Source organism: Pseudoxanthomonas sp. X-1, from assembly GCF_020042665.1.
Taxonomy (GTDB): domain Bacteria; phylum Pseudomonadota; class Gammaproteobacteria; order Xanthomonadales; family Xanthomonadaceae; genus Pseudoxanthomonas_A; species Pseudoxanthomonas_A spadix_A.
On sequence record NZ_CP083376.1, the window covers coordinates 1,104,219 to 1,123,943 of the forward strand.

18 protein-coding genes are annotated in these 19,725 nt (G+C 70.9%); 16 read left to right on the plus strand and 2 right to left on the minus strand.

What is annotated here, in order from left to right; all coding sequences use genetic code 11:
* Window positions 1-134: 134 nt before the first annotated feature.
* Window positions 135-1,064: a LysR family transcriptional regulator gene (locus LAJ50_RS04900; protein ID WP_138652201.1), complete on the minus strand. Its 930-nt coding sequence runs from the start codon at window positions 1,062-1,064 to the stop codon at window positions 135-137.
* Between the two features lie 158 nt (window positions 1,065-1,222).
* On the opposite strand from LAJ50_RS04900, the gene LAJ50_RS04905 reads away from it, so the two are divergent.
* From LAJ50_RS04905 to LAJ50_RS04955, 11 genes are all read left to right on the plus strand, one after another.
* Window positions 1,223-2,407 (plus strand): muconate/chloromuconate family cycloisomerase, encoded by a 1,185-nt coding sequence (locus tag LAJ50_RS04905; protein ID WP_138652199.1) that lies wholly within the window; start codon window positions 1,223-1,225, stop codon window positions 2,405-2,407.
* Between the two features lie 3 nt (window positions 2,408-2,410).
* Window positions 2,411-2,701: a muconolactone Delta-isomerase gene (gene catC / locus LAJ50_RS04910; RefSeq protein ID WP_138652197.1), complete on the plus strand. Its 291-nt coding sequence runs from the start codon at window positions 2,411-2,413 to the stop codon at window positions 2,699-2,701.
* Window positions 2,702-2,778: 77 nt separating this feature from the next.
* Window positions 2,779-3,708, plus strand: coding sequence for a catechol 1,2-dioxygenase (gene catA / locus LAJ50_RS04915; RefSeq protein ID WP_130550803.1), 930 nt, complete (start codon window positions 2,779-2,781; stop codon window positions 3,706-3,708).
* Window positions 3,709-3,813: 105 nt separating this feature from the next.
* Window positions 3,814-5,172: a Rieske 2Fe-2S domain-containing protein gene (locus tag LAJ50_RS04920; protein WP_138652195.1), complete on the plus strand. Its 1,359-nt coding sequence runs from the start codon at window positions 3,814-3,816 to the stop codon at window positions 5,170-5,172.
* Window positions 5,169-5,657 carry a benzoate 1,2-dioxygenase small subunit gene (gene benB, locus LAJ50_RS04925; protein ID WP_138652193.1) on the plus strand — a complete coding sequence of 163 codons (489 nt, stop codon included), beginning with the start codon at window positions 5,169-5,171 and terminating at the stop codon, window positions 5,655-5,657. Before LAJ50_RS04920 ends, benB begins: the two co-directional genes overlap by 4 nt.
* 22 nt (window positions 5,658-5,679) lie before the next feature.
* Window positions 5,680-6,717: a benzoate 1,2-dioxygenase electron transfer component BenC gene (benC, locus tag LAJ50_RS04930; RefSeq protein ID WP_138652191.1), complete on the plus strand. Its 1,038-nt coding sequence runs from the start codon at window positions 5,680-5,682 to the stop codon at window positions 6,715-6,717.
* The gene (benD, locus tag LAJ50_RS04935; protein WP_138652189.1) at window positions 6,714-7,484 is read left to right on the plus strand and encodes a benzoate diol dehydrogenase BenD; all 771 of its coding nucleotides are present in this window, start codon (window positions 6,714-6,716) and stop codon (window positions 7,482-7,484) included. Before benC ends, benD begins: the two co-directional genes overlap by 4 nt.
* A gap of 114 nt (window positions 7,485-7,598) precedes the next feature.
* The gene (gene salA, locus LAJ50_RS04940) at window positions 7,599-8,876 is read left to right on the plus strand and encodes a salicylate 1-monooxygenase (protein WP_138652187.1); all 1,278 of its coding nucleotides are present in this window, start codon (window positions 7,599-7,601) and stop codon (window positions 8,874-8,876) included.
* A gap of 103 nt (window positions 8,877-8,979) precedes the next feature.
* Entirely contained in the window at window positions 8,980-10,323 is a 1,344-nt protein-coding gene (locus tag LAJ50_RS04945) for an MFS transporter (RefSeq protein WP_138652185.1), read from the plus strand.
* A 1-nt stretch (window position 10,324) separates the two neighbouring features.
* The gene (locus tag LAJ50_RS04950) at window positions 10,325-11,587 is read left to right on the plus strand and encodes a benzoate/H(+) symporter BenE family transporter (RefSeq protein WP_130550810.1); all 1,263 of its coding nucleotides are present in this window, start codon (window positions 10,325-10,327) and stop codon (window positions 11,585-11,587) included.
* Window positions 11,588-11,725: 138 nt separating this feature from the next.
* Window positions 11,726-13,165 (plus strand): DcaP family trimeric outer membrane transporter, encoded by a 1,440-nt coding sequence (locus tag LAJ50_RS04955; RefSeq protein ID WP_130550811.1) that lies wholly within the window; start codon window positions 11,726-11,728, stop codon window positions 13,163-13,165.
* Between the two features lie 154 nt (window positions 13,166-13,319).
* On the opposite strand, the gene LAJ50_RS04960 is transcribed toward LAJ50_RS04955, so the two are convergent.
* Window positions 13,320-14,813, minus strand: a complete 1,494-nt coding sequence (locus LAJ50_RS04960) for an esterase-like activity of phytase family protein (protein WP_130550812.1) — start codon at window positions 14,811-14,813, stop codon at window positions 13,320-13,322.
* 500 nt (window positions 14,814-15,313) lie between these two features.
* Here LAJ50_RS04960 and LAJ50_RS04965 point away from each other — a divergent pair, with 500 nt between their 5' ends.
* The 5 genes from LAJ50_RS04965 (at window position 15,314) to alr (ending at window position 19,649) form a co-directional block, all read left to right on the plus strand.
* A complete protein-coding gene (locus tag LAJ50_RS04965) occupies window positions 15,314-15,583 on the plus strand; it encodes a hypothetical protein (RefSeq protein ID WP_130550813.1) in 270 nt (89 codons plus the stop codon).
* Window positions 15,584-15,749: 166 nt separating this feature from the next.
* Entirely contained in the window at window positions 15,750-16,484 is a 735-nt protein-coding gene (locus LAJ50_RS04970; protein ID WP_130550814.1) for a haloacid dehalogenase type II, read from the plus strand.
* A gap of 16 nt (window positions 16,485-16,500) precedes the next feature.
* On the plus strand, window positions 16,501-16,983 hold the full coding sequence (locus LAJ50_RS04975) for a winged helix-turn-helix transcriptional regulator (RefSeq protein WP_205957652.1): 483 nt from the start codon (window positions 16,501-16,503) through the stop codon (window positions 16,981-16,983).
* 264 nt (window positions 16,984-17,247) lie between these two features.
* A complete protein-coding gene (locus LAJ50_RS04980) occupies window positions 17,248-18,528 on the plus strand; it encodes a D-amino acid dehydrogenase (protein WP_130550816.1) in 1,281 nt (426 codons plus the stop codon).
* Window positions 18,528-19,649, plus strand: coding sequence for an alanine racemase (gene alr / locus LAJ50_RS04985; protein ID WP_130550817.1), 1,122 nt, complete (start codon window positions 18,528-18,530; stop codon window positions 19,647-19,649). Before LAJ50_RS04980 ends, alr begins: the two co-directional genes overlap by 1 nt.
* Window positions 19,650-19,725 lie beyond the last annotated feature (76 nt).

Here is a 19,725-nt window from a genome sequence, read left to right on the forward strand (position 1 = left end):
CCGGTAAAGCCCCGTCGCCGCCATGGCGGCTCCCACCGAGCTTGGCGTGCCGGCGGGCAAGGGATTCAACCGAAGGCTTCGTCGCCGCCGTTGGCTTGCGCCATGGTCAGCGTGGTCATCGCGCTTCAAGCCGCTCACGGCGTATGCAGCCGGTTGTAGGACACATCCAGCCAGGCCGGCTTCTCGGCGTACATCTCGCGGATCAGGCGCTTGAGCAGGCCGATCAGCGCCTCGTCCTCGTGGTGGCGGTAGCTGAGGATGATGGGCGAGGTCGCGCGTTCGTCGTCGACCAGCCGGTAGTGCAGGTCCGAGCGCTGCAGCCGCGCCGAGGCGGGGATCAGGCAGATGCCGGTCTCGGCCGCGACCAGGCCCAGGGCGGTCTGCAGCTCGCGCACCTCCTGCACCTCGGGCGGGCGCACGCCGTGGTCGCGCAGCAGCGAGAGCACGTGGTCGGCGAAGCTGGGGCGCGGGTCGCTGGGGTAGACGATCAGCTTCTGTCCCTTCAGCTCGGCCGGCGACAGCGGTGCGTCGTCGCCGGCCAGGGCGAAGGCGGGCGGGATCGCCACCACCAGCCGCTCCTCGCGCAGCACCAGGCGCTCGACACTGGTGTCGCTGGTGCGCAGGCGGCCGAAGCCGATATCGATGCGTCCGCTCTTGAGCGCCTCGACCTGCTGGCCGGACATCAGTTCCACCAGCCGCACGTCGGTGTCGGGCAGCGCCTGGCGCAGGCGGCGCACCACCGTGGGCAGGCCGCCGTAGAGCGTGGAGGCGACGAAGCCGATGTTGATCACCCGCCGCTGGCCATGGCCGACGCGGCGCGCGGCGTCCTTCATCTGCTCCACGCGGCCCAGCACCTGCTGGGCCTCCTCGTAGAACAGCCGGCCCGCGTCGGTGAGCCGGATGGGGCGGCTGCTGCGCACGATCAGGGTCACGCCCAGATCGTCCTCCAGTTGCTGGATCTGGCGGCTCAGCGGCGGTTGGGCGATATGCAGCAGCTCGGCGGCGCGGGTGAAGTTGCGCTCGCGGGCGACCGTGACGAAGTACCTGAGCTGACGCAGGTCCATGGGATTCGACCAAAGAGATGACTATGACGGAAGGGTAATGGTGCGGCGCAATAAGATCGATGAATCGCGGTCTTGGCGCCGAATAATACCCTTGAGGTATCGATTCAGACCAAGAATGTCTTGGACGCGGGGCGGGGCCTGTCCCAAGAATCTCCGCCATGGAACCGCGCACCCTGTCTCCCGTCCCCAATGCCGCCCCGACGATCGAGCGCGTCGAGACGCTGCTGATCGACCTGCCGACCATCCGCCCGCACCGGCTGTCGGTGGCGACCATGAGCGGGCAGACCCTGATGCTGGTGCGCCTGCACTGCAGCGACGGCATCGTCGGGCTGGGCGAGGGCACCACCATCGCCGGGCTGGCCTACGGCGCCGAGAGCCCGGAGGGCATGAAGCTGGCGATCGACACCTACGTGGCGCCGGTGCTGCTGGGCAGCGACGCCAGCCGGGTGCAGGCGCTGATGGCGCGCGTGGGCAAGCTGGTCAAGGGCAATCACTTCGCCAAGTGCGCCATCGAGACCGCGCTGCTGGACGCGCAGGGCAAGCGCGTGGGCCTGCCGCTGTCCGAGCTGCTGGGGGGGCGCGTGCGCGACCGTCTGGGGGTGGCCTGGACGCTGGCCTCGGGCGACACCGGGCGGGACATCGCCGAGGCCGAGGCGATGCTGGCCGCGCGCCGGCACAACGTGTTCAAGCTCAAGATCGGGCGCAAGGCGGTGGCCGAGGATGTGGCGCACGTGGCCGCGATCAAGCGCGCCCTGGGCGCGGCGGCGGCCGTGCGCGTGGACGTCAACATGGCCTGGAGCGAGACCGAGGCGGTGCGGGCGCTGCCGGCGCTGGCCGATGCCGGCTGCGAGCTGGTCGAACAGCCGGTGGCCTCGGCCGCGGCGCTGGCCCGGCTGATGCGCCGTTTCCCCATCGCGCTGATGGCCGATGAGGTGCTGACCGGCCCGGACAGCGCGTTCGAACTGGCCAGGGCCGGCGGGGCGGATGTGTTCGCGGTCAAGACCGAGCAGTCCGGCGGCCTGATCGCCGCGCAGAAGGTCGGCGCCATCGCCGATGCGGCCGGCATCGAACTCTACGGCGGCACCATGCTCGAGGGCGGCGTGGGCACGATCGCCGCCGCGCAGGTGTTCGCCACCTTCCCGCGCCTGCAGTGGGGCACCGAGCTGTTCGGGCCGCTGCTGCTGACCGAGGAGATCCTGGCCACGCCGCTGGTCTACCGCGACTTCCACCTGGAGGTGCCCAGCGCCCCCGGGTTGGGCATCGCCCTGGACGAGGACCGCCTCACCGCCTTCCGCCGCGACCGCAGCCGCACCACGGTCGCCACCACCGGCACGGAGGGCTGACCGATGCTCTTCCACGTGCGCATGGACGTGAAGCTGCCGCTGGACATGGAGCCGGCCCGCGCGGCCGAGCTCAAGGCCAGCGAGAAGGCGCGCTTCCAGGAACTGCAGCGCAGCGGCCAGTGGCGGCATATCTGGCGCATCGTCGGCCAGTATTCGAACGTGTCGATCTTCGATGTCGACAGCCCGGCGCAGCTGCACGAGCTGCTGCTGTCGCTGCCGCTGTTCCCCTACATGGACATCGCGGTGATGCCGCTGTGCCGGCATCCGTCCTCGCTGTACGAGGACGACCGCTAGAGAGTTTCGCAATCCTGCGTGCGCTCCCTGGGAGGGAACGTCACAAGGCAGCCTTCGCCACCAAGAGGAGACATCGCATGAGCGTCAGCATCTTCGCCAGTCGGGACGTGCAGGATTTCCTGCGCACCGTGACCAACCTGGACGGCCAGGACGGCGACACCCGGACCAAGCAGGTCCTGCACCGCATCCTGTCGGACCTGTTCAAGGCCATCGAGGACCTGGACCTGACGCCGGACGAGATCTGGGCCGGCATCAACTATCTCAACAAGCTCGGCCAGGACAACGAGGCGGCGCTGCTGGCCGCGGGCATCGGCCTGGAGCACTACATCGACATGCGCCTGGACGAGGAGGATCGCCTGGCCGGGATCAGCGGCGGCACGCCGCGCACCATCGAGGGCCCGCTGTATGTGGCCGGCGCGCCGGTCACGGTGCGCAGCGCGCGCATCGACCGCGACCCCGATCCCGATGCCGGCCCGCTGCGCATCCACGGCGTGGTGCGCGGCCAGGACGGCGCGCCGCTGGCCGGGGCGCTGGTGGAGTGCTGGCATGCCAACTCCAAGGGCTTCTACTCGCACTTCGATCCGACCGGGGCGCAGACCGAGTTCAACCTGCGCGGCACGGTCAAGACCGGGCCGGACGGGCGCTACGAGTTCCTGACCCGCATGCCGGTGGGCTACGGCTGTCCGCCGCAGGGCGCGACCCAGCAGCTGCTCAACCGCCTCGCGCGCCATGGCAACCGCCCCGCGCACGTGCACTTCTTCGTCAGCGGCGACGATCACCGCCGGCTGACCACGCAGTTCAACATCGACGGCGATCCGCTGCTGTGGGACGACTTCGCCTTCGCCACGCGCGATGGCCTGGTGCCGCCGGTGAAGACGGGCGAGGGCGGCAAGGCGCTGGGCTTCGAGGCCGACACCTACCAGGACATCGAATTCAACTTCGACCTGCTGCCGCTGGAAGCGGGCAAGGACGTCCAGGCCGTCCACCGGCTGCGCGCCGCCGCCTGACCGATCCGCGCGGGCGGCGCCGGACGCGCCGCCCGCATTCCGCCACACCTTCGTCCGCGCCTCCACGCGCGGCGCCTTCGCCATCCTCGAACGGGAGGACTCCCCATGTCTGCGATCATCGAACCCACCCGCGACATCGCGCAGCTGCTGGCCACCGCGGTGCAGGACGACCCGGAGGCCGGCATCTTCCGCTGCCGGCGCGACATCTTCACCGACGCCGAGCTGTTCGAGCTGGAGATGAAGGTCCTGTTCGAATCGAACTGGGTGTACCTGGCGCACGAGAGCCAGATTCCCGAGAACAACGACTACTTCACCACCTACATCGGCCGCCAGCCGGTGGTGATCACCCGCGACAAGACCGGCGAGCTGCATGCGGTGATCAACGCCTGCGCGCACCGCGGCGCGATGCTGTGCCGGCGCAAGCACGGCAACAAGGGCAGCTTCACCTGTCCCTTCCACGGCTGGACCTTCAGCAACACCGGCAAGCTGCTCAAGGTCAAGGACGAGAAGACCACCCAGTACCCGCCGCAGTTCGGCGAGGGCGGCTCGCACGATCTCAAGCGGGTGCCGCGCTTCGCCAGCTATCGCGGCTTCCTGTTCGGCAGCCTCTCCGAGGACGTGCTGCCGCTGGAGGAGCACCTGGGCCAGACGCGGGTGATCATCGACCAGATCGTCGACCAGGCGCCCGACGGCCTGGAGGTGCTGCGCGGCAGCTCGTCCTACATCTACGACGGCAACTGGAAGCTGCAGATGGAGAACGGCGCCGACGGCTATCACGTCAGCTCGGTGCACTGGAACTACTCGGCCACCATGAGCCGGCGCAAGGAGACCGGCACCAAGGCGGTGGACGCTAACGGCTGGAGCAAGAGCATCGGCGGCGTCTACGGCTTCGAGCACGGCCACATCCTGCTGTGGACCCAGTCGCTCAACCCGGAGGTGCGGCCGGTCTGGGCGCACCGCGAGGAGATCGCCCAGCGCGTGGGCGCCGAGCGCGCCGAGTTCATCACCCGGCAGACGCGCAACCTGTGCCTGTATCCCAACGTCTATCTGATGGATCAGTTCTCCACCCAGATCCGCGTCGCTCGCCCGATCAGCGTGGACAAGACCGAGATCACCATCTACTGCTTCGGGGTCAAGGGCGAGAGCGCCGAGGAGCGGGCCACCCGCATCCGCCAGTACGAGGACTTCTTCAACGTCTCGGGCATGGGCACGGCCGACGATCTGGAGGAGTTCCGCGCTTGCCAGCAGGGCTATGCCGGCACGGCCGCGCTGTGGAACGACCTCAGCCGCGGCGCGCCGATGTGGATCGAAGGCGCGGACGAGAACGCCAGGAAGATGGGCATGCAGCCGCTGCTGTCCGGCGGCCGCAGCGAGGACGAGGGCCTGTTCGTGCGCCAGCATGCGTACTGGGCGCAGGCCATGCGCCGCGCGCTGGCGGACGGGGCCGACGGGGAGGCCGCGTGAGCCACGACATCGCCGCCATCGCCGCGTTCCTGTACCGCGAAGCGCGCCTGCTGGACGACCGTCAGTGGGACGAATGGCTGACCCTGTACGCCGAGGACGTCACCTACTGGATGCCGGCCTGGGACGACGACGACCGGTTGACCGAGGACCCGCAGTCGCAGATCTCGCTGATCTACTACCCCAGCCGCGACGGCCTGGAGGATCGGGTGTTCCGGATCAAGACCGAGCGCTCCAGCGCGTCCACGCCCGAGCCGCGCACCGGGCACAACACCACCAACATCGAGCTGCTCGCCGAGCGCGGCGAGGAGGTGGACGTCCGCTACAACTTCCACACGCTCAACCACCGCTACAAGATCACCGACCACTTCTTCGGCACCTGCTACGCGACCCTGCGCCGCGAGAACGGCGGCTATCTGTTCGCCGACAAGAAGATCGTGCTGAAGAACGACTACATCCGCCAGGTCATCGACATCTACCACGTCTGAGCCGGGCGCGAAGGAGAACCCCATGAGCTATCGCATCGCGTTGAACTTCGAGGACGGCGTCACCCGCTTCATCGACTGCAACCCCGGCGAGAAGGTGCTGGACGCCGCGTTCCGCGCCAGGGTCAACCTGCCGATGGACTGCTCGGACGGGGTGTGCGGCACCTGCAAGTGCCGCGCCGAGGCTGGTGCCTACGATCTGGGCGAGGACTACATCGACGATGCGCTGAGCGCCGACGAGGCGGCGGCCGGGCTGGTGCTGACCTGCCAGATGGTGCCCGCCAGCGATTGCACGATCGCCGTGCCGGTGACCTCGGCGGCCTGCAAGACCGGCACGTCCCGCTTCCGGGCCGCGGTGGTGGACGTGGTGCCGCACGCGGACGCCGCGCTGGAGTTGAAGCTGGAGGCGCTGGAAGACGCGCCTGCGTTCCTGCCCGGCCAGTACGTCAACATCACCGTGCCGGGCAGCGGCGGGCAGACGCGCTCCTACTCCTTCAGCTCGCCGCCGGGCTCGGACACGCCCGCGTTCCTGATCAAGCGCGTGCCCGGCGGCCTGATGAGCGGCTACCTGGACAGCGCCAGCCCCGGCCAGGTGCTGGAGCTGACCGGCCCGCTCGGCAGCTTCTATCTGCGCGCGGTGACGCGGCCGGTGCTGATGCTGGCCGGCGGCACCGGCCTGGCGCCGTTCCTGGCGATGCTGGCCCAGCTCGAGCGCACCGGCAGCGCCCACCCGGTGCACCTGATGTATGGCGTCACCCGCGGCGCCGACCTGGTGCTGGTGGAGCAGCTGCAGGGCTTCGCCGAGCGGCTGGACTTCTTCAGCTTCACCACCTGCGTGGTCGATCCGGCCTCGCGCCATCCCAAGGTGGGCTATGTCACCGACCATCTGCCGCCCGAGGCGCTGCATGCGGGCGAGGTGGACGTCTATCTGTGCGGCCCGCCGCCGATGGTCGATGCGGTGCGCAACCACTTCACCGCGATCGCCCTGAGCCCCGCCAACTTCTACTACGAGAAGTTCACGCCCAACGCGCCGGCCAGCGCGCCGCAGGACCTGGCCGCGTGAGCGGACGCTTCGCCGGGCAGGTGATGGTGGTGACCGGTGCCGCGCAGGGCATCGGCCAGGGCGTGGCGCAGCGCGCCGCGGCCGAGGGCGCGCAGGTGGTGCTGGTGGACCGCGCGGACTTCGTCGGCGAGGTCGCCGCGGCGATCGGCGCGCAGGCGGTGGGTTTCAACGCCGACCTGGAGACCCATGCGGGCGCGCAGGCGGCGATGGACTTCGCCGCGCGCCACTTCGGCGGCATCGACATCCTGGTCAACAACGTCGGTGGCGCGATCCGCATGCGCCCGTACGCGGCCTTCGAGCCGGCGCAGATCGACGCGGAGATCCGCCGCTCGCTGATGCCCACGCTGTACGGCTGCCACGCGGTGCTGCCGCATCTGTTGACGCGCGGCGGCGGCACCATCGTCAACGTCTCGTCCAACGCCACCCGCGGCATCCACCGCGTGCCGTACTCGGCGGCCAAGGGCGGCATCAACGCGCTGACCCAGTCGCTGGCCATGGAGCTGGGGGCGCACAACATCCGCGTGGTGGCCACCGCGCCGGGCGGCACGTCGGCGCCGCCGCGCCGGGTGCCGCGCAACGCCGAGGGCGACAGCGCGCAGGAACAGGCGTGGATGGCGCAGGCGGTCGAGCAGGTCACAGGCTCCACCTTCCTCAAGCGCTACGCGACCGTGGAGGAACAGGTCGCGCCGATCCTGTTCCTGGCCTCGCGCGAGGCCTCCTACATCACCGGCTCGATCCTGCCGGTCGCCGGCGGCGACACCGGCTGACCGCAAGCGCCACATCCACGCCACGCACGACCTGGGAGGGAACATGCACGCGCACCACACGCACACCATCGAGGATTTCTCGCCTTCGGCCGCGCCCGCGCACGGAGGCCGGCCATGAGCGCATCGGCGCCGCTGCGCATCGGCATCGTCGGCGGCGGCATCGCCGGCGTCGGCCTGGCGCTGGGCCTGGCGCGCAGGCCGCACCTGGAGGTGCGCCTGTTCGAATCCGCGCGCGCCTTCGGCGAGATCGGCGCGGGCGTGTCCTTCGGTCCCAACGCGGTGCGCGCGATCCAGGGCCTGGGCATGGGCGAGGCCTATGCCGAGCTGGCCGACCGCACGCCGGCGCCGCATGGCGATGTGTGGTTCGAATGGCGGCGCGGCGAAGATGCGCGCCTGCTCGGCGCCACGCGCGCGCCCGGGGTCGGGCAGTCGTCCGTGCATCGCGCCGATTTCCTGGATGCGCTGGCCACCCGCCTACCGCTCGGAATGACCGCCTTCGGCAAGCGCGCGGTCGGCGTGGAGCAGGGCGACGACGCGGCCCGCGTGCACTTCGCCGATGGCAGCCACTACGAGGGCGACCTGCTGATCGCCGCCGACGGCATCAAGTCGGCGCTGCGCGCCGAGGTGCTGCGGCCGCTGGGGCAGCTGCCCGTCGCGCCGCGCTTCACCGGCACCTGCGCCTATCGCGGCATGATCGAGAGCGAACGCCTGCGACGGGCCTTCATCGCCGCCGGCGTGGACACGCATTTGGTCGACGTCCCGCAGATGATCCTGGGGCTGGACGCCCACATCCTGACCTTTCCGGTCAAGCAGGGACGGCTGATCAACGTGGTCGCCTTCGTCTCCGATCGCAGCGATCCGGACCCGCAGTGGCCGCAGGGCCAGCCCTGGGTGCGTGAGGCCAGCAGCCGCGAGATGCTCGAGGCCTATGCGCACTGGGGCGTCGCCGCGCGCACGCTGCTGGAATGCATCGACGCGCCCACGCATTGGGCGCTGCACGAGGGCGCGCAGCTGCCGCGCTATGTGCACGGCCGCCTGGCACTGATCGGCGATGCCGCCCACGCCATGCTGCCTCACCAGGGCGCCGGCGCCGGCCAGGGGCTGGAGGACGCCTACTTCTTCGCCCGGCTGCTGTCCGACCCCGCGCTGACGCGGGCGCAGCTGCCGGCGCTGCTGGAGGCCTACGACGCCATCCGCAGGCCGCGCGCATGCCGGGTGCAGCGCACCTCGTGGGAGGCCGGCGAGCTCTACGAACTGCGCGATCCGCGGGTCGGCGGGGACGACGTGGGGCTGGGCGCCACGCTGGCCTCGCGCTTCGACTGGATCTGGAACCACGACCTGGATGCCGAGGTGGAACAGGCGCGCCAGGCCATGAACACCGTCGCGGCCTGAGGGGACGCAGGGGCGCGACGCAATCAACGCCGCGCTGTGGCTGCCCGACGGCAGGCCAGCGCGCTCAACCAGAACGTGTCATCGGTCTTCGGAGGGAGGAGACATGCACAGCATCGACGTGAACGAGGCAATCGAACGCGGCCGTTTCGGCCGGCTGCAGTGGACGGTGGTGGCCATGTGCGGGCTGCTGCTGGTGGTGGACGGCTACGACGTGTTCATCGCCGGCACGGTGCTGCCGACGCTGATCAAGGAATGGGGGCTGACCAAGCCCGAGGCGGGCGTGCTGCAGGCCTGGGCGCTGTTCGGGATGATGTTTGGCGCGCTGATCTTCGGCTCGCTGGCCGACCGCTTCGGTCGCAAGAACGGCGTGGTCATGAGCTTCCTGCTGTTCACCGTGGCCACGCTGCTGACCGGCTTCGCCCAGGATCCGACCCAGTTCAAGGTGGCGCGCTTCTTCGCCGGCATGGGCTGCGGCGGGCTGATGCCCAACGCGGTGGCGCTGGTCAACGAGTACTCGCCCAAGCGGCTGCGCGGCACGATGGTGGCGCTGATGTTCAGCGGCTACTCGGTCGGCGGCATGGTGTCGGCCGGGCTGGGCATCTGGATGATCCCCAACCTGGGCTGGCGACCCATGTTCTGGATCGCGGTGCTGCCGCTGCTGTTCCTGCCGCTGGTGTGGTGGAAGCTGCCCGAGTCGCTGGGCTTCCTGATCCGGCGCGGCGACCAGGCCGGGGCGCGCGCCATCCACGCGCGCCTGCCCGGGGCGACGCCGCTGGGGCCGCAGGACGTGCTGGTCCACGACGCGCCCACCGGCGCGACGGCGTCGGTGGCCGAACTGTTCCGCGGCGGCCGCGGCCTGCGCACGCTGATGCTGTGGACGGCGTTCTTCTGCTGCCTGCTGCTGGTGTTCCTGCTCAGCTCGTGGCTGCCCAAGGTCATGCAGGAGGCCGGCTATGCGGAGAAGGCCAGCCTGCTGACGCTGTTCTCGCTCAACTTCGGCGGCATGGCCGGCGCGATCCTGGGCGGCCGCCTGGGTGATCGTTTCGGCCTGCCGCGGGTGGTGGTGGCGTACTTCGTGGCGGCCACGCTGTCCATCGCGCTGATCGGCTTCGACCTGCCGGTGGCGGCGCTGTTCGCGCTGGTCTTCGTCGCGGGCGCGGCGACCATCGGCACGCAGATCCTGCTCTACGCTAGCGTGGCCCAGCTCTACGAGCTGTCGATCCGCTCCACCGGCCTGGGCTGGGCCTCGGGCGTGGGCCGCATCGGCGCGATCGTCGGGCCGACGCTGGGTGGCGTGCTGCTGGCCAGGGAGCTGCCGCTGCAGCAGAACTTCCTGATCTTCGCCATTCCCGCGGCGCTGGCCACGCTGGCCACGCTGGTCTACGCGCTGTCTAGCCAGCCGCCGGTCGCCACGCCCCGCGTGGCGGTGGCCGCAGAAGCGCCCTGAGATGCGCGACGCGCTGCGCCAGCTCTGCCGCGATGCCTCGCCCTCGGCGGTGTTGGCCGGCGTGGTCGCCACGCTGATCTCCTTCGCCGGGCCGCTGGTGATCGTGTTCCAGGCCGCGGCCGCGCTGCCGGCGCCGCTGCTCGCCTCGTGGGTCTGGGCGATCTGCATCGGCAGCGGCGTGCTGGGGATCGTGCTGAGCCTGCGCTATCGCGTCCCGGTGGTGATCGCCTGGTCGATTCCCGGTTCGGTGCTGCTGGTCGGCCTGCTGCCCACGCTCGACTACGCGGTGGCGATCGGCGCCTACCTGGTGGCCAGCGTATTGCTGCTGGCCATCGGGCTGTCCGGCGCGTTCGACCGGATCGTGGCGCGGCTGCCGCCGGCGATCACCGCGGCGATGCTGGCCGGCGTGCTGTTCGGCTTCGCCACCAAGGCCTTCGTCGGCATGGCCGCGCAGGTGTGGCTGGTGCTGGCGATGTTCGCGGCGTTCTTCGTCGGCCGGCGCTGGTTCGCCCGCTATGCGGTGGTGGCGGTGCTGATCACCGGCGTGCTGGTGGCGGCGCTGTGCGGGCAACTGCACGGCCCACTGCCGGCGCTGGCGTTGACCACGCCGGTGTGGATCGCACCGCGCCTGGAGTGGCAGGCCATCGTCAGCCTCGGCCTACCGCTGCTGGTGGTGGCTTTGACCGGGCAGTTCATGCCGGGCATGGCCGTGCTGCGGACCAGCGGCTACGCGCGGCCGGCCGCCCGGCCTCTGCTGGTGTGGTCGGGCGTGGCCTCGGCGCTGCTGGCGCCATTCGGCTGCCATGGTCTGAATCCCGGCGCGGTCACCGCCGCGCTGTGCACCGGGCCCGAGGCGCATCCGCGCGCCGAGCGGCGCTACGTGGCCGGCATCTCGGGTGGGGTCGCCTACCTGCTGCTGGGCAGCGTCGCCGGCAGCGTGGTGGCGCTGTTCTCCACGCTGCCCAGGGAGCTGGTTGCCACGCTGGCGGGGCTGGCGCTGTTTCCGAGCATCGCCAACGCGCTCGGCACCGCGCTGGCCGCGCCGGACGCGCGCGACGCGGCGCTGGTGACCTTCATCGTCGGGGCCTCGGGCATGTCGCTGCTGGGGCTGGGTGCGGCGTTCTGGAGTCTGGTGTTCGGCCTGGCCGCGCACCTGCTGCTGACGTGGCGACGCGGCCGCGTGGGGTCGGTTTCCGTTGGCGGTCGCACCTCCTCCGCAGGCGAGGAGGCCATGCCCGCGATGGGCATCGAACCGCCGCGCTGACGCCTGCGCACCGCTTGTATCGGCCCGTCCCGCTCCGTGCGCGGCGCGACGGGGGAGCGTTTCGCCGCACGCATGCCATCGCGCGCCCGCCACCGGGCCGCGCTCGAGATCCATCACACCAGGTTCGGGGAGAGCCACATGCCGTCATCCATCACCATGCCGCGCCGCGCCACGTTGGCCTGCGCGCTTGCCATCGCCCTTGGCGCGCCGGGCCTGGCCCAGGCGCAGACCACCACCGACGCGCGCCAGGACGCGCGCATCGCCCAGCTCGAAAACGAAGTGCTCGCGCTCAAGCAGATGGTCGAGCAGCAGCAGACCCAACTGGTGGATGCGCGCACGCGCCTGGCCGAGGCCACCGCGCCCGGCGCGCCGCCGCTCAAGGGGCCGGGCGTGCAGGCCAGCGGCGCACTGCCGCCGGCGCTGACATCGGCCACCGCGGCCGGCAACGCGACACCGGCGACCGCGCCGGCCAAGGCGCCGATCCAGAACACCGCTATCGTCGCCGGCGGCGACAGCCACTTCAGCTTCGGCGGCTTCGTCAAGCTGGACATGCTCTCGACCTGGACCAGCGACGGCGCGATCGCCGACAGCACGCCCGGGCGCCTGTTCTATTTCCCCTCGGCCACGCCGGTTGATGCCGGGCCGGGCAAGCAGTACGCCGACTTCCATGCGCAGTTCTCGCGCGTGTGGTTCGGCGTGGACCGCGTCACCGACGCCGGCGACAAGCTCAAGGGCTATGTCGAGTTCGACTTCTTCGGCGGCGGCAACAACAACGTGGGCAACGAGAAGTTCTCCAACGGTTATCCGCCCACGCTGCGCCACGCCTACGTGCAGTGGAACCACTGGCTGGCCGGCCAGACCTGGACCAACCTGATGGACCTGGGCTCGCTGCCGGAGACGGTGGACTTCGTCGGCATCGTCGACGGCACGCTGTTCGCGCGCCAGGCGCAGATCCGCTACACCACCGGCAACTGGTCCTTCTCGCTGGAGAACCCGCAGACCTGGTACCAGAACCGCAGCCCGACCCAGGTCAGCTCCGGCGAGAACGATCTGCCCGACCTCACGGCACGCTGGACCAAGAAGGGCGACTGGGGGCATTTCACCGTCGCCGGCCTGGCCCGGCAGCTGCGCACGGCCGACGACAGCACGACCGGCTTGGCGCTGAGCGTGGCCGGTTCGCTCAAGGTCGGGCCGAAGGACCTGCTGCAGTACACGGTCAGCGGCGGGCCCGGGCTGGGCCGCTACATCGGCTTCGGCCTGATCCCCGACGGTTACATCGACACCGACGGCCGGCTCAAGGCCCAGGACGGCTACGCCGGCTTCGCCGCGTGGCGCCACAACTGGACCGCCAACCTGCGCAGCACGCTGGCCTATTCGGCCGCGTACATCGCCGTGGACGAGCGGGCCGTCGGCGCGCAGGCCACCGAGCGCACCCAGTCCTGGCGCGTGAACCTGATCTACTCGCCGTTCCCGCGGCTGGACGTGGGCGCCGAGCTGAGCTGGGCGCGACGCGATCTGGGCAACGATGCCGAAGGCGAACTGGGCCGCGTGCAGACCACGGTCAAGTACACGTTCTGACGCCGGCCGCGGACAGGGCCGCAGGGACGCGGCCAGGCAGTGCGCGCTGCTGCCGCGGCGCGCGAGGCGCAGCGTCCTTCCGCGCCTCTCCATCGGCGTGCCGCCACGGCCGGTGCCGTGGCGATGGGGCGGTGCCCTGGGCGCCCCGGCAGGCTCAGCGCTTCGCGCGCGGCGTGACGGGCTTGGGCAGGGTCAGCCGGTAGACCAGCACGCGGCTGTCGTTGTCGAAGGCCGAATCGCAGCCGTGGCCCTGCATCACGCAGCGGCGGGCGATGAAGTCGTTGTCGTTGCCGACCAGCAGCAGCCAGTCGTCCGGCCGCGCCGGATCCAGCGCCGGCAGCAGCGCCATGGATTCCCACTTCTCCGACATCAGCCCGGGGTGTGGGCCCGCGGCGACATCGAGGTCCAGACCGACCTGCGCCAGCAGGTCCGGGTCGAGCAGATTGACCAGTTCGGTCCAACGCATGGGTTTGATGCCGGGCTTGAGCGCGGTGGACGCGGGCGAGGCCAGCACCGAGGCATCGCCGCGCTCGTAGCGCGAGCCGGCCAGGTTGCTGGCCCCGGTGGTGTCGACCAGCAGGATCGATTTGTAGACCATCGGCTCGGGCTTGTCCGCGCCCAGTCCGGCGCCGTCACGGGCCAGCAGCAGGAAGCGCGTGTCGTCCAGCACACGCAGTTCGCTCTGCGCCGCGGTGCTGTCGGCCGGGGTGCCGTCGGCCTTGCGCGCGTAGACCGGCAGCTGAACCACGTAGTGGCCGATGGGCCGCTTCGGCAGCGGCTGCCGGCCGACGTCGTAGACCAGCACGCGGGTGTCGCGGCGACCGGCATGCTTGCCCTCGGCGGTGTCCTGCACCAGCGCGCTCTGCAGCGCCACGAACAGCCGCGTCCCGTCGGGCGACAGGCCCAGCCCTTCGATGCCCTGGTTGTTGCGGCGCCCGCGCTGCGGCGCCTGTAGCGAGCCGAAGGCCGGCAGCCCGCCGTTGCGCGGCACGATCGCCGGCGGCGGTTCGATCACGCCACGCAGCCGGCCGGCCGGGTCGAAGTAGTAGACGTTGGCCGTGTACTCGTCGCCGAGGTAGAAGTGTCCGTCGGCGGTGAACTGCAGCGACTCGGCATCCAGCGAAATCTTCCCCGCGCCGGGCCCGCTGGCCGGCGAGGGCAAGGTGACGCCGCCCTGCACCACGGTGTGCGCGCCGGGATCGGCGCCGGTGAAGGGCTGGCCTTCGAAGTCGCGCAGCGTCAGCCCGCCATCGGGGACCAGCGCCAGCGTATTGCCCGGCCCCTGGCCGGCGCCGGGCAGGCGCAGCGTCATACGGAAGCGTGCGAGCCGGGCGGCGTAGTCGTAGAACAGGCCTGCGTCCGGATCGTTGCGGCCGCGGTCCGGCAGGGTCCACAGCAGGCCCTGGTAGCCGCCCTGCGTGCGTCGCCACTGCCCGGCCTGCACGCCCAGCGAGGAGAACGAGCCCAGCGTGTCGCCCATGAAGTCCAGGGTGCCGGCCGGCACGCTGCCGGCGGCGACCAGGCCGTGATCGATGTAGGTCCTGCCGCCGAAGTGCACCGTGTGCGGCGGCGGCGTGGCCACCAGGTGCGGCGTGGTGAAGCTCGCCGTGCCGGCCGCGGCGGCCAGCAACCACGGCGCGAGGCTCATGCGCGCCTCCGCGTGCGGGGGCGGGATGGAATGCGGGGCGCGCGACAGCAGCGGAATGCAGGCATGGCAGGATCGGGACAGGAGAAGGCAGCGAGGCGGCCGCGGCCGCGTGCCGCGAGCGTAGCAGCCGCCCGCACCGGCCGGCATGACCACCGCCCCGGACAGTAAAACGCCCCGGCGAGAGAGAGGGGCCGGGGCGTCTTGGGATTGGCTCGCGCGATCATGGGAGCCTTGCAGCCTCCGCGACGCGGAAAGGATCGCGTACCAACTGCCGGGGTTTTGGTCTGGACGGCACTTCCGGCTGATCCGTCTGTCGCCTTGCGCGGGTCCTGGCAGTAATTGGCACCGCGCCGGACCCGCAGGCAGAGGATGGCGGTCGCGTGCGTCGCCCATGTGACGGTGGGGCGATGGTTTGGTTGCAGGCGCTGCTCCCGCTGATGGCGCGCTCACGGTCGCCCGTGCAGGCTGGTCGCACTCAAGTTCCCCCAAGGTGCGCTCCGATGGAAGAACCCCGCAAGCATTGGCGGTCCGGCACCGTCGAGGACACGCCGTTCCGCGTGGAGATCTGGAGCCACGACGGCCGCACCATGATCAAGTCCCTGCAGATCGACGACCTGCCGCCCGAACTCTACGGCGATGACGAACTGCATGCGGCCGATGCCGACGCCGCCTTCGCCAGGGCCGAGCGCATGGTCGCCGAGCAGCTGCAGCAGCGGCGCCAGATCGAGCAGGACCAGCAGGTGCCGGACCGCGCGCCGGACCGCGACTGAGGCGGCAACGCGCCCGGGAACCGCACGGCGCGCCGTCGGGCGTGCGACGAGGGTCTGCCACGCGGCACAATGGGCCGCGTGCCGTCCGCACAGCATGGCGATGCCTCCGGCGCCGCCACGCGGGATGGCCCCCCTGCCACGCCTCCTTCCTGTGACATCGCCGGCCATGCGTCTGACCGACTACTCCGTGTTGAGCTTCGACTGCTACGGCACCCTGATCGACTGGGAGTCGGGGATGATCCGGGCCCTGTCCGGCCTGGTGGAGCGGGCCGCCCGTGCCGGCCTGTCGCTCGGGCGCGACGAGATCCTGCAGGCCCACGCCCACCACGAGTCGACCCTGCAGCGCCTCACCCCGGCCAAGCCCTACCGCGCGCTGTTGGCGGTGGTCTACAAGCGCCTGGCCGAGGCCTGGGGCGTGGCGGCCAGCGTCGAGGAATGCGAGGCCTACGGCGCGTCGGTGCGCGATTGGCCGGCCTTCGACGACAGCGTCGAGGCGCTGCGGTACCTCAAGCAGCACTACCGGCTGGTGATCCTGTCCAACGTGGACAACCGGACCTTCGCCGCCAGCAACGCGCGGCTGGGCGTGGATTTCGATGCGGTCTACACCGCCGAGGACATCGGTGCGTACAAGCCCGCGCCGCGCAACTTCGAATACCTCATCGACACCCTGGGCGAACGCGGCGTGGCGCGCACGCAGATCCTGCACGTGGCCGAAAGCCTGTACCACGACCACACGCCCGCCAACGACTTCGGCCTGGCCAGCTGCTGGATCCACCGCCGCCACGGCCAGCCCGGCTACGGCGCGACGATGGACCCCGGCGCGATGCCGCGCACGGACTACGTGTTCCGCTCGATGGCCGAGCTGGCGCAGGCGCACCGGCAGGCGCTGGCGCGGGCATGAGGCGGGCAAGCGCGTGATCGACCGCCTGCCGCGGCTGGACCGCATCGATCTGAACATCCTGGCCGAACTGCAGCGCCACGGGCGGATCACCAACGCCGACCTGGCCGATCGCGTCGGCCTGTCGCCCAGTCCGTGCCTGGCCCGGGTCAAACGCCTGGAGCGCGCCGGCTACATCGCCGGCTACGGCGCGCGGCTGGACCTGGCCCGGCTGTTCCGCGTGCAGGTGGTCTATACCTCGGTCACGCTGGACAACCACCGGCGCGAGGACTTCGACACCTTCGAGGCCGGCCTGCGCAGCGTGGAGGAACTGACCGAATGCCACCTGGTCAGCGGCGGCTTCGACTACCTGCTCAAGTTCGTGGTGCGCGACGTGGCGCACTACCAGTCGCTGGTCGAGGGCCTGCTGGATCGCCACATCGGCATCAGCAAGTACTTCTCCTACATCGTGATCAAGTCGCCGATCCTGCGCGGCGAGGTGTCGGTGAAGTCGCTGGCCTGAGCGCCACGTTGGGCCGGGGTTAGGGTGTACGACGGCAGGATCTGCCGCGTGGGCGATGCGGAAATTCTCAGGGAAATCGCCGATAATCCGGGTTCCCGGAACGCTCTCCGTCTAAGAGCGCGGCAGCATGTGCCGCGCAACCGCGCCAGACCTCAAGCTTTCACCGCGCAGGGGTGGCGAACGCGGCCAATCTGCCGGAGGGGTTCGGGTAAGGTTTTCTCCGCTGGCCGCGCTGGGCCTGTAGACGAACGACAAGGTGAGGCCATGCGTGTGCTGGTGATGGGAAGTGGCGTGATCGGCACGACCACCGCGTGGTACCTGGCCCAGGCCGGGTTCGAGGTGTGCGTGGTCGATCGCCAGCCCGGTCCGGCGCTGGAGACCAGCTTCGCCAACGCCGGCCAGATCTCGCCGGGCTATGCCTCGCCCTGGGCCGCGCCGGGCGTGCCGGCCAAGGCCTTCAAATGGCTGTTCCAGAAGCATGCGCCGCTGGCGATCAAGCCCGGCCTGGACCCGCGCCAGTACAGCTGGCTGCTGCAGATGATGGCCAACTGCACCAGCGCCCACTACGCGCGCAACAAGGCGCGCATGGTGCGCCTGTCCGAGTACAGCCGCGACTGCCTGGACGAACTGGTCGCCGCCACCGGCATCGCCTACGAGGGCCGGCGCCTGGGCACCATCCAGCTGTTCCGCACCCAGGCCCAGCTGGACGGCGCGGCCAAGGACGTGGCGGTGCTGGACGAGTACGGCGTGCCTTACGAACTGCTCGACCCGGCCGGCATCGCCCGCTACGAGCCGGCGCTGGCCGCCGCGCCGGTGGCGCTGGTCGGCGCGCTGCGCCTGCCCAACGACCAGACCGGCGACTGCCATCTGTTCACCCGGCGTCTGGAGGCGATGGCGCGCGAGGCGGGGGTCGAGTTCCGCTACGACACGCGCATCGAGGCGATCGAGGCCGACGGCCGCCGCATCACCGGCGTGCGCCTGGACGGCCGGCTGGAGACCGCCGACCGCTATGTGCTGGCCCTGGGCAGCGAATCGCCGCGACTGCTGGCGCCGCTGGGCCTGGACCTGCCGGTGTATCCGCTCAAGGGCTATTCGCTGACCCTGCCGATCCTTGAGCCGGCGATGTCGCCGGTGTCCACGATCCTGGACGAGAGCTACAAGGTCGCCGTGACCCGTTTCGATGCGCGTATCCGCGTGGGCGGCATGGCCGAGGTGGCCGGCTACGACCACGTGCTCAACCCGCAGCGCCGCGAGACACTGGAGCTGGTCGTGCGCGACCTCTACCCGCAGGGCGGCGCGCTGGAGCAGGCGCAGTTCTGGACCGGCCTGCGCCCGGCCACGCCGGACGGCACGCCCGTGGTCGGGGCCACGCCGCTGGACAATCTCTACACCAACACCGGGCACGGCACGCTGGGCTGGACCATGGCCTGCGGCTCGGGCCGCTACCTGGCCGACCTGATGGCGGGCCACGCGCCGGCGATCGACAGCGAAGGCCTGGACATGTCCCGCTACCGCAACAGCGCCGCCGGCGCCGCGGCCGCCTGATGCGCCCGGCCCGTGCACTGATCGACCTGGGCGCGCTGCAGGACAACTACCTGCTGGCCAGGCGTCTGGGTGGCGGCAAGGCAGTGGCGGTGGTCAAGGCCGACGCCTACGGCCACGGCGCGGTGCGCTGCGCGCGCGCGCTGGCCGGCATCGCCGATGCCTTCGGCGTGGCCTGCCTGGAAGAGGCCATCGAGCTGCGCGAGGCCGGCATCGAGGCGCCGATCCTGCTGCTGGAAGGCTTCCTGGAGGCGGCCGAACTGCCGCTGGTCGATCGCCACCGGCTGTGGACCGCGGTGGCCTCGCCCTGGCAGCTCGAGGCGCTGGCGCGCTACCGCCCGCAGCAACCGCTGCATGTGTGGCTGAAGCTGGACAGCGGCATGCACCGTCTCGGGTTGGCGCCGGCGCAGTTCGCCGAAGCGCTGGCCGCGCTGCAGCGCGACCCCGGGATCGCCTCGGTGGTGGCGATGAGCCACCTGGCGCGCGCCGATGAACTGGACAGCGATTTCAGCGAGGTCCAGCGGCGGGTGTTCGAACAGGCCACGGCCGACTTCGCCGGCCTGACCAGCTTCAACAACTCGCCGGCGCTGCTGGGCTGGCCCGGCATCCGCAGCGACTGGGTGCGCCCCGGCCTGATGCTGTACGGCGCCAGCCCGTTCCCGCTGGATGCGGCGCAGGCGCACCCGCTGCGGCCGGTGATGCAGCTGGAATCGCAGCTGATCGCCGTGCGCGAGCTGCCGGCCGGCGAGTCCGTCGGCTACGGCGCGCGCTTCACCGCCCCGGCGCCGATGCGCATCGCCGTGGCGGCGATGGGCTATGCCGACGGCTATCCGCAGCTGGCGCCCAACGGCACGCCGGTGCTGGTCGATGGCCAGGCCACCCGCGTGATCGGACGCGTGTCGATGGACATGCTGACCGTGGACATCACCGACCTGCCCGGCGCCGATGTCGGCAGCCGCGTGACCTTCTGGGGCGCATCGCCCACCGCGACCCGGATCGCCGCGACCTGCAGCACCAGTCCCTATGCGCTGCTGTGCGGCCTCAAGCGCGTGCGTCGCGAGTATCTCGAGGCTCCGGCGGGATCCGCCGCGCGCGTGGCGTCTACGGCGTCGGCGTCGGGCTGAGCCGCACGGTTCGGTGGTTCCGTGCGCGTCGCGTCTTGCTGTCGTTCGAGCTTCGAATCTCGCCATAGTCCAGGTC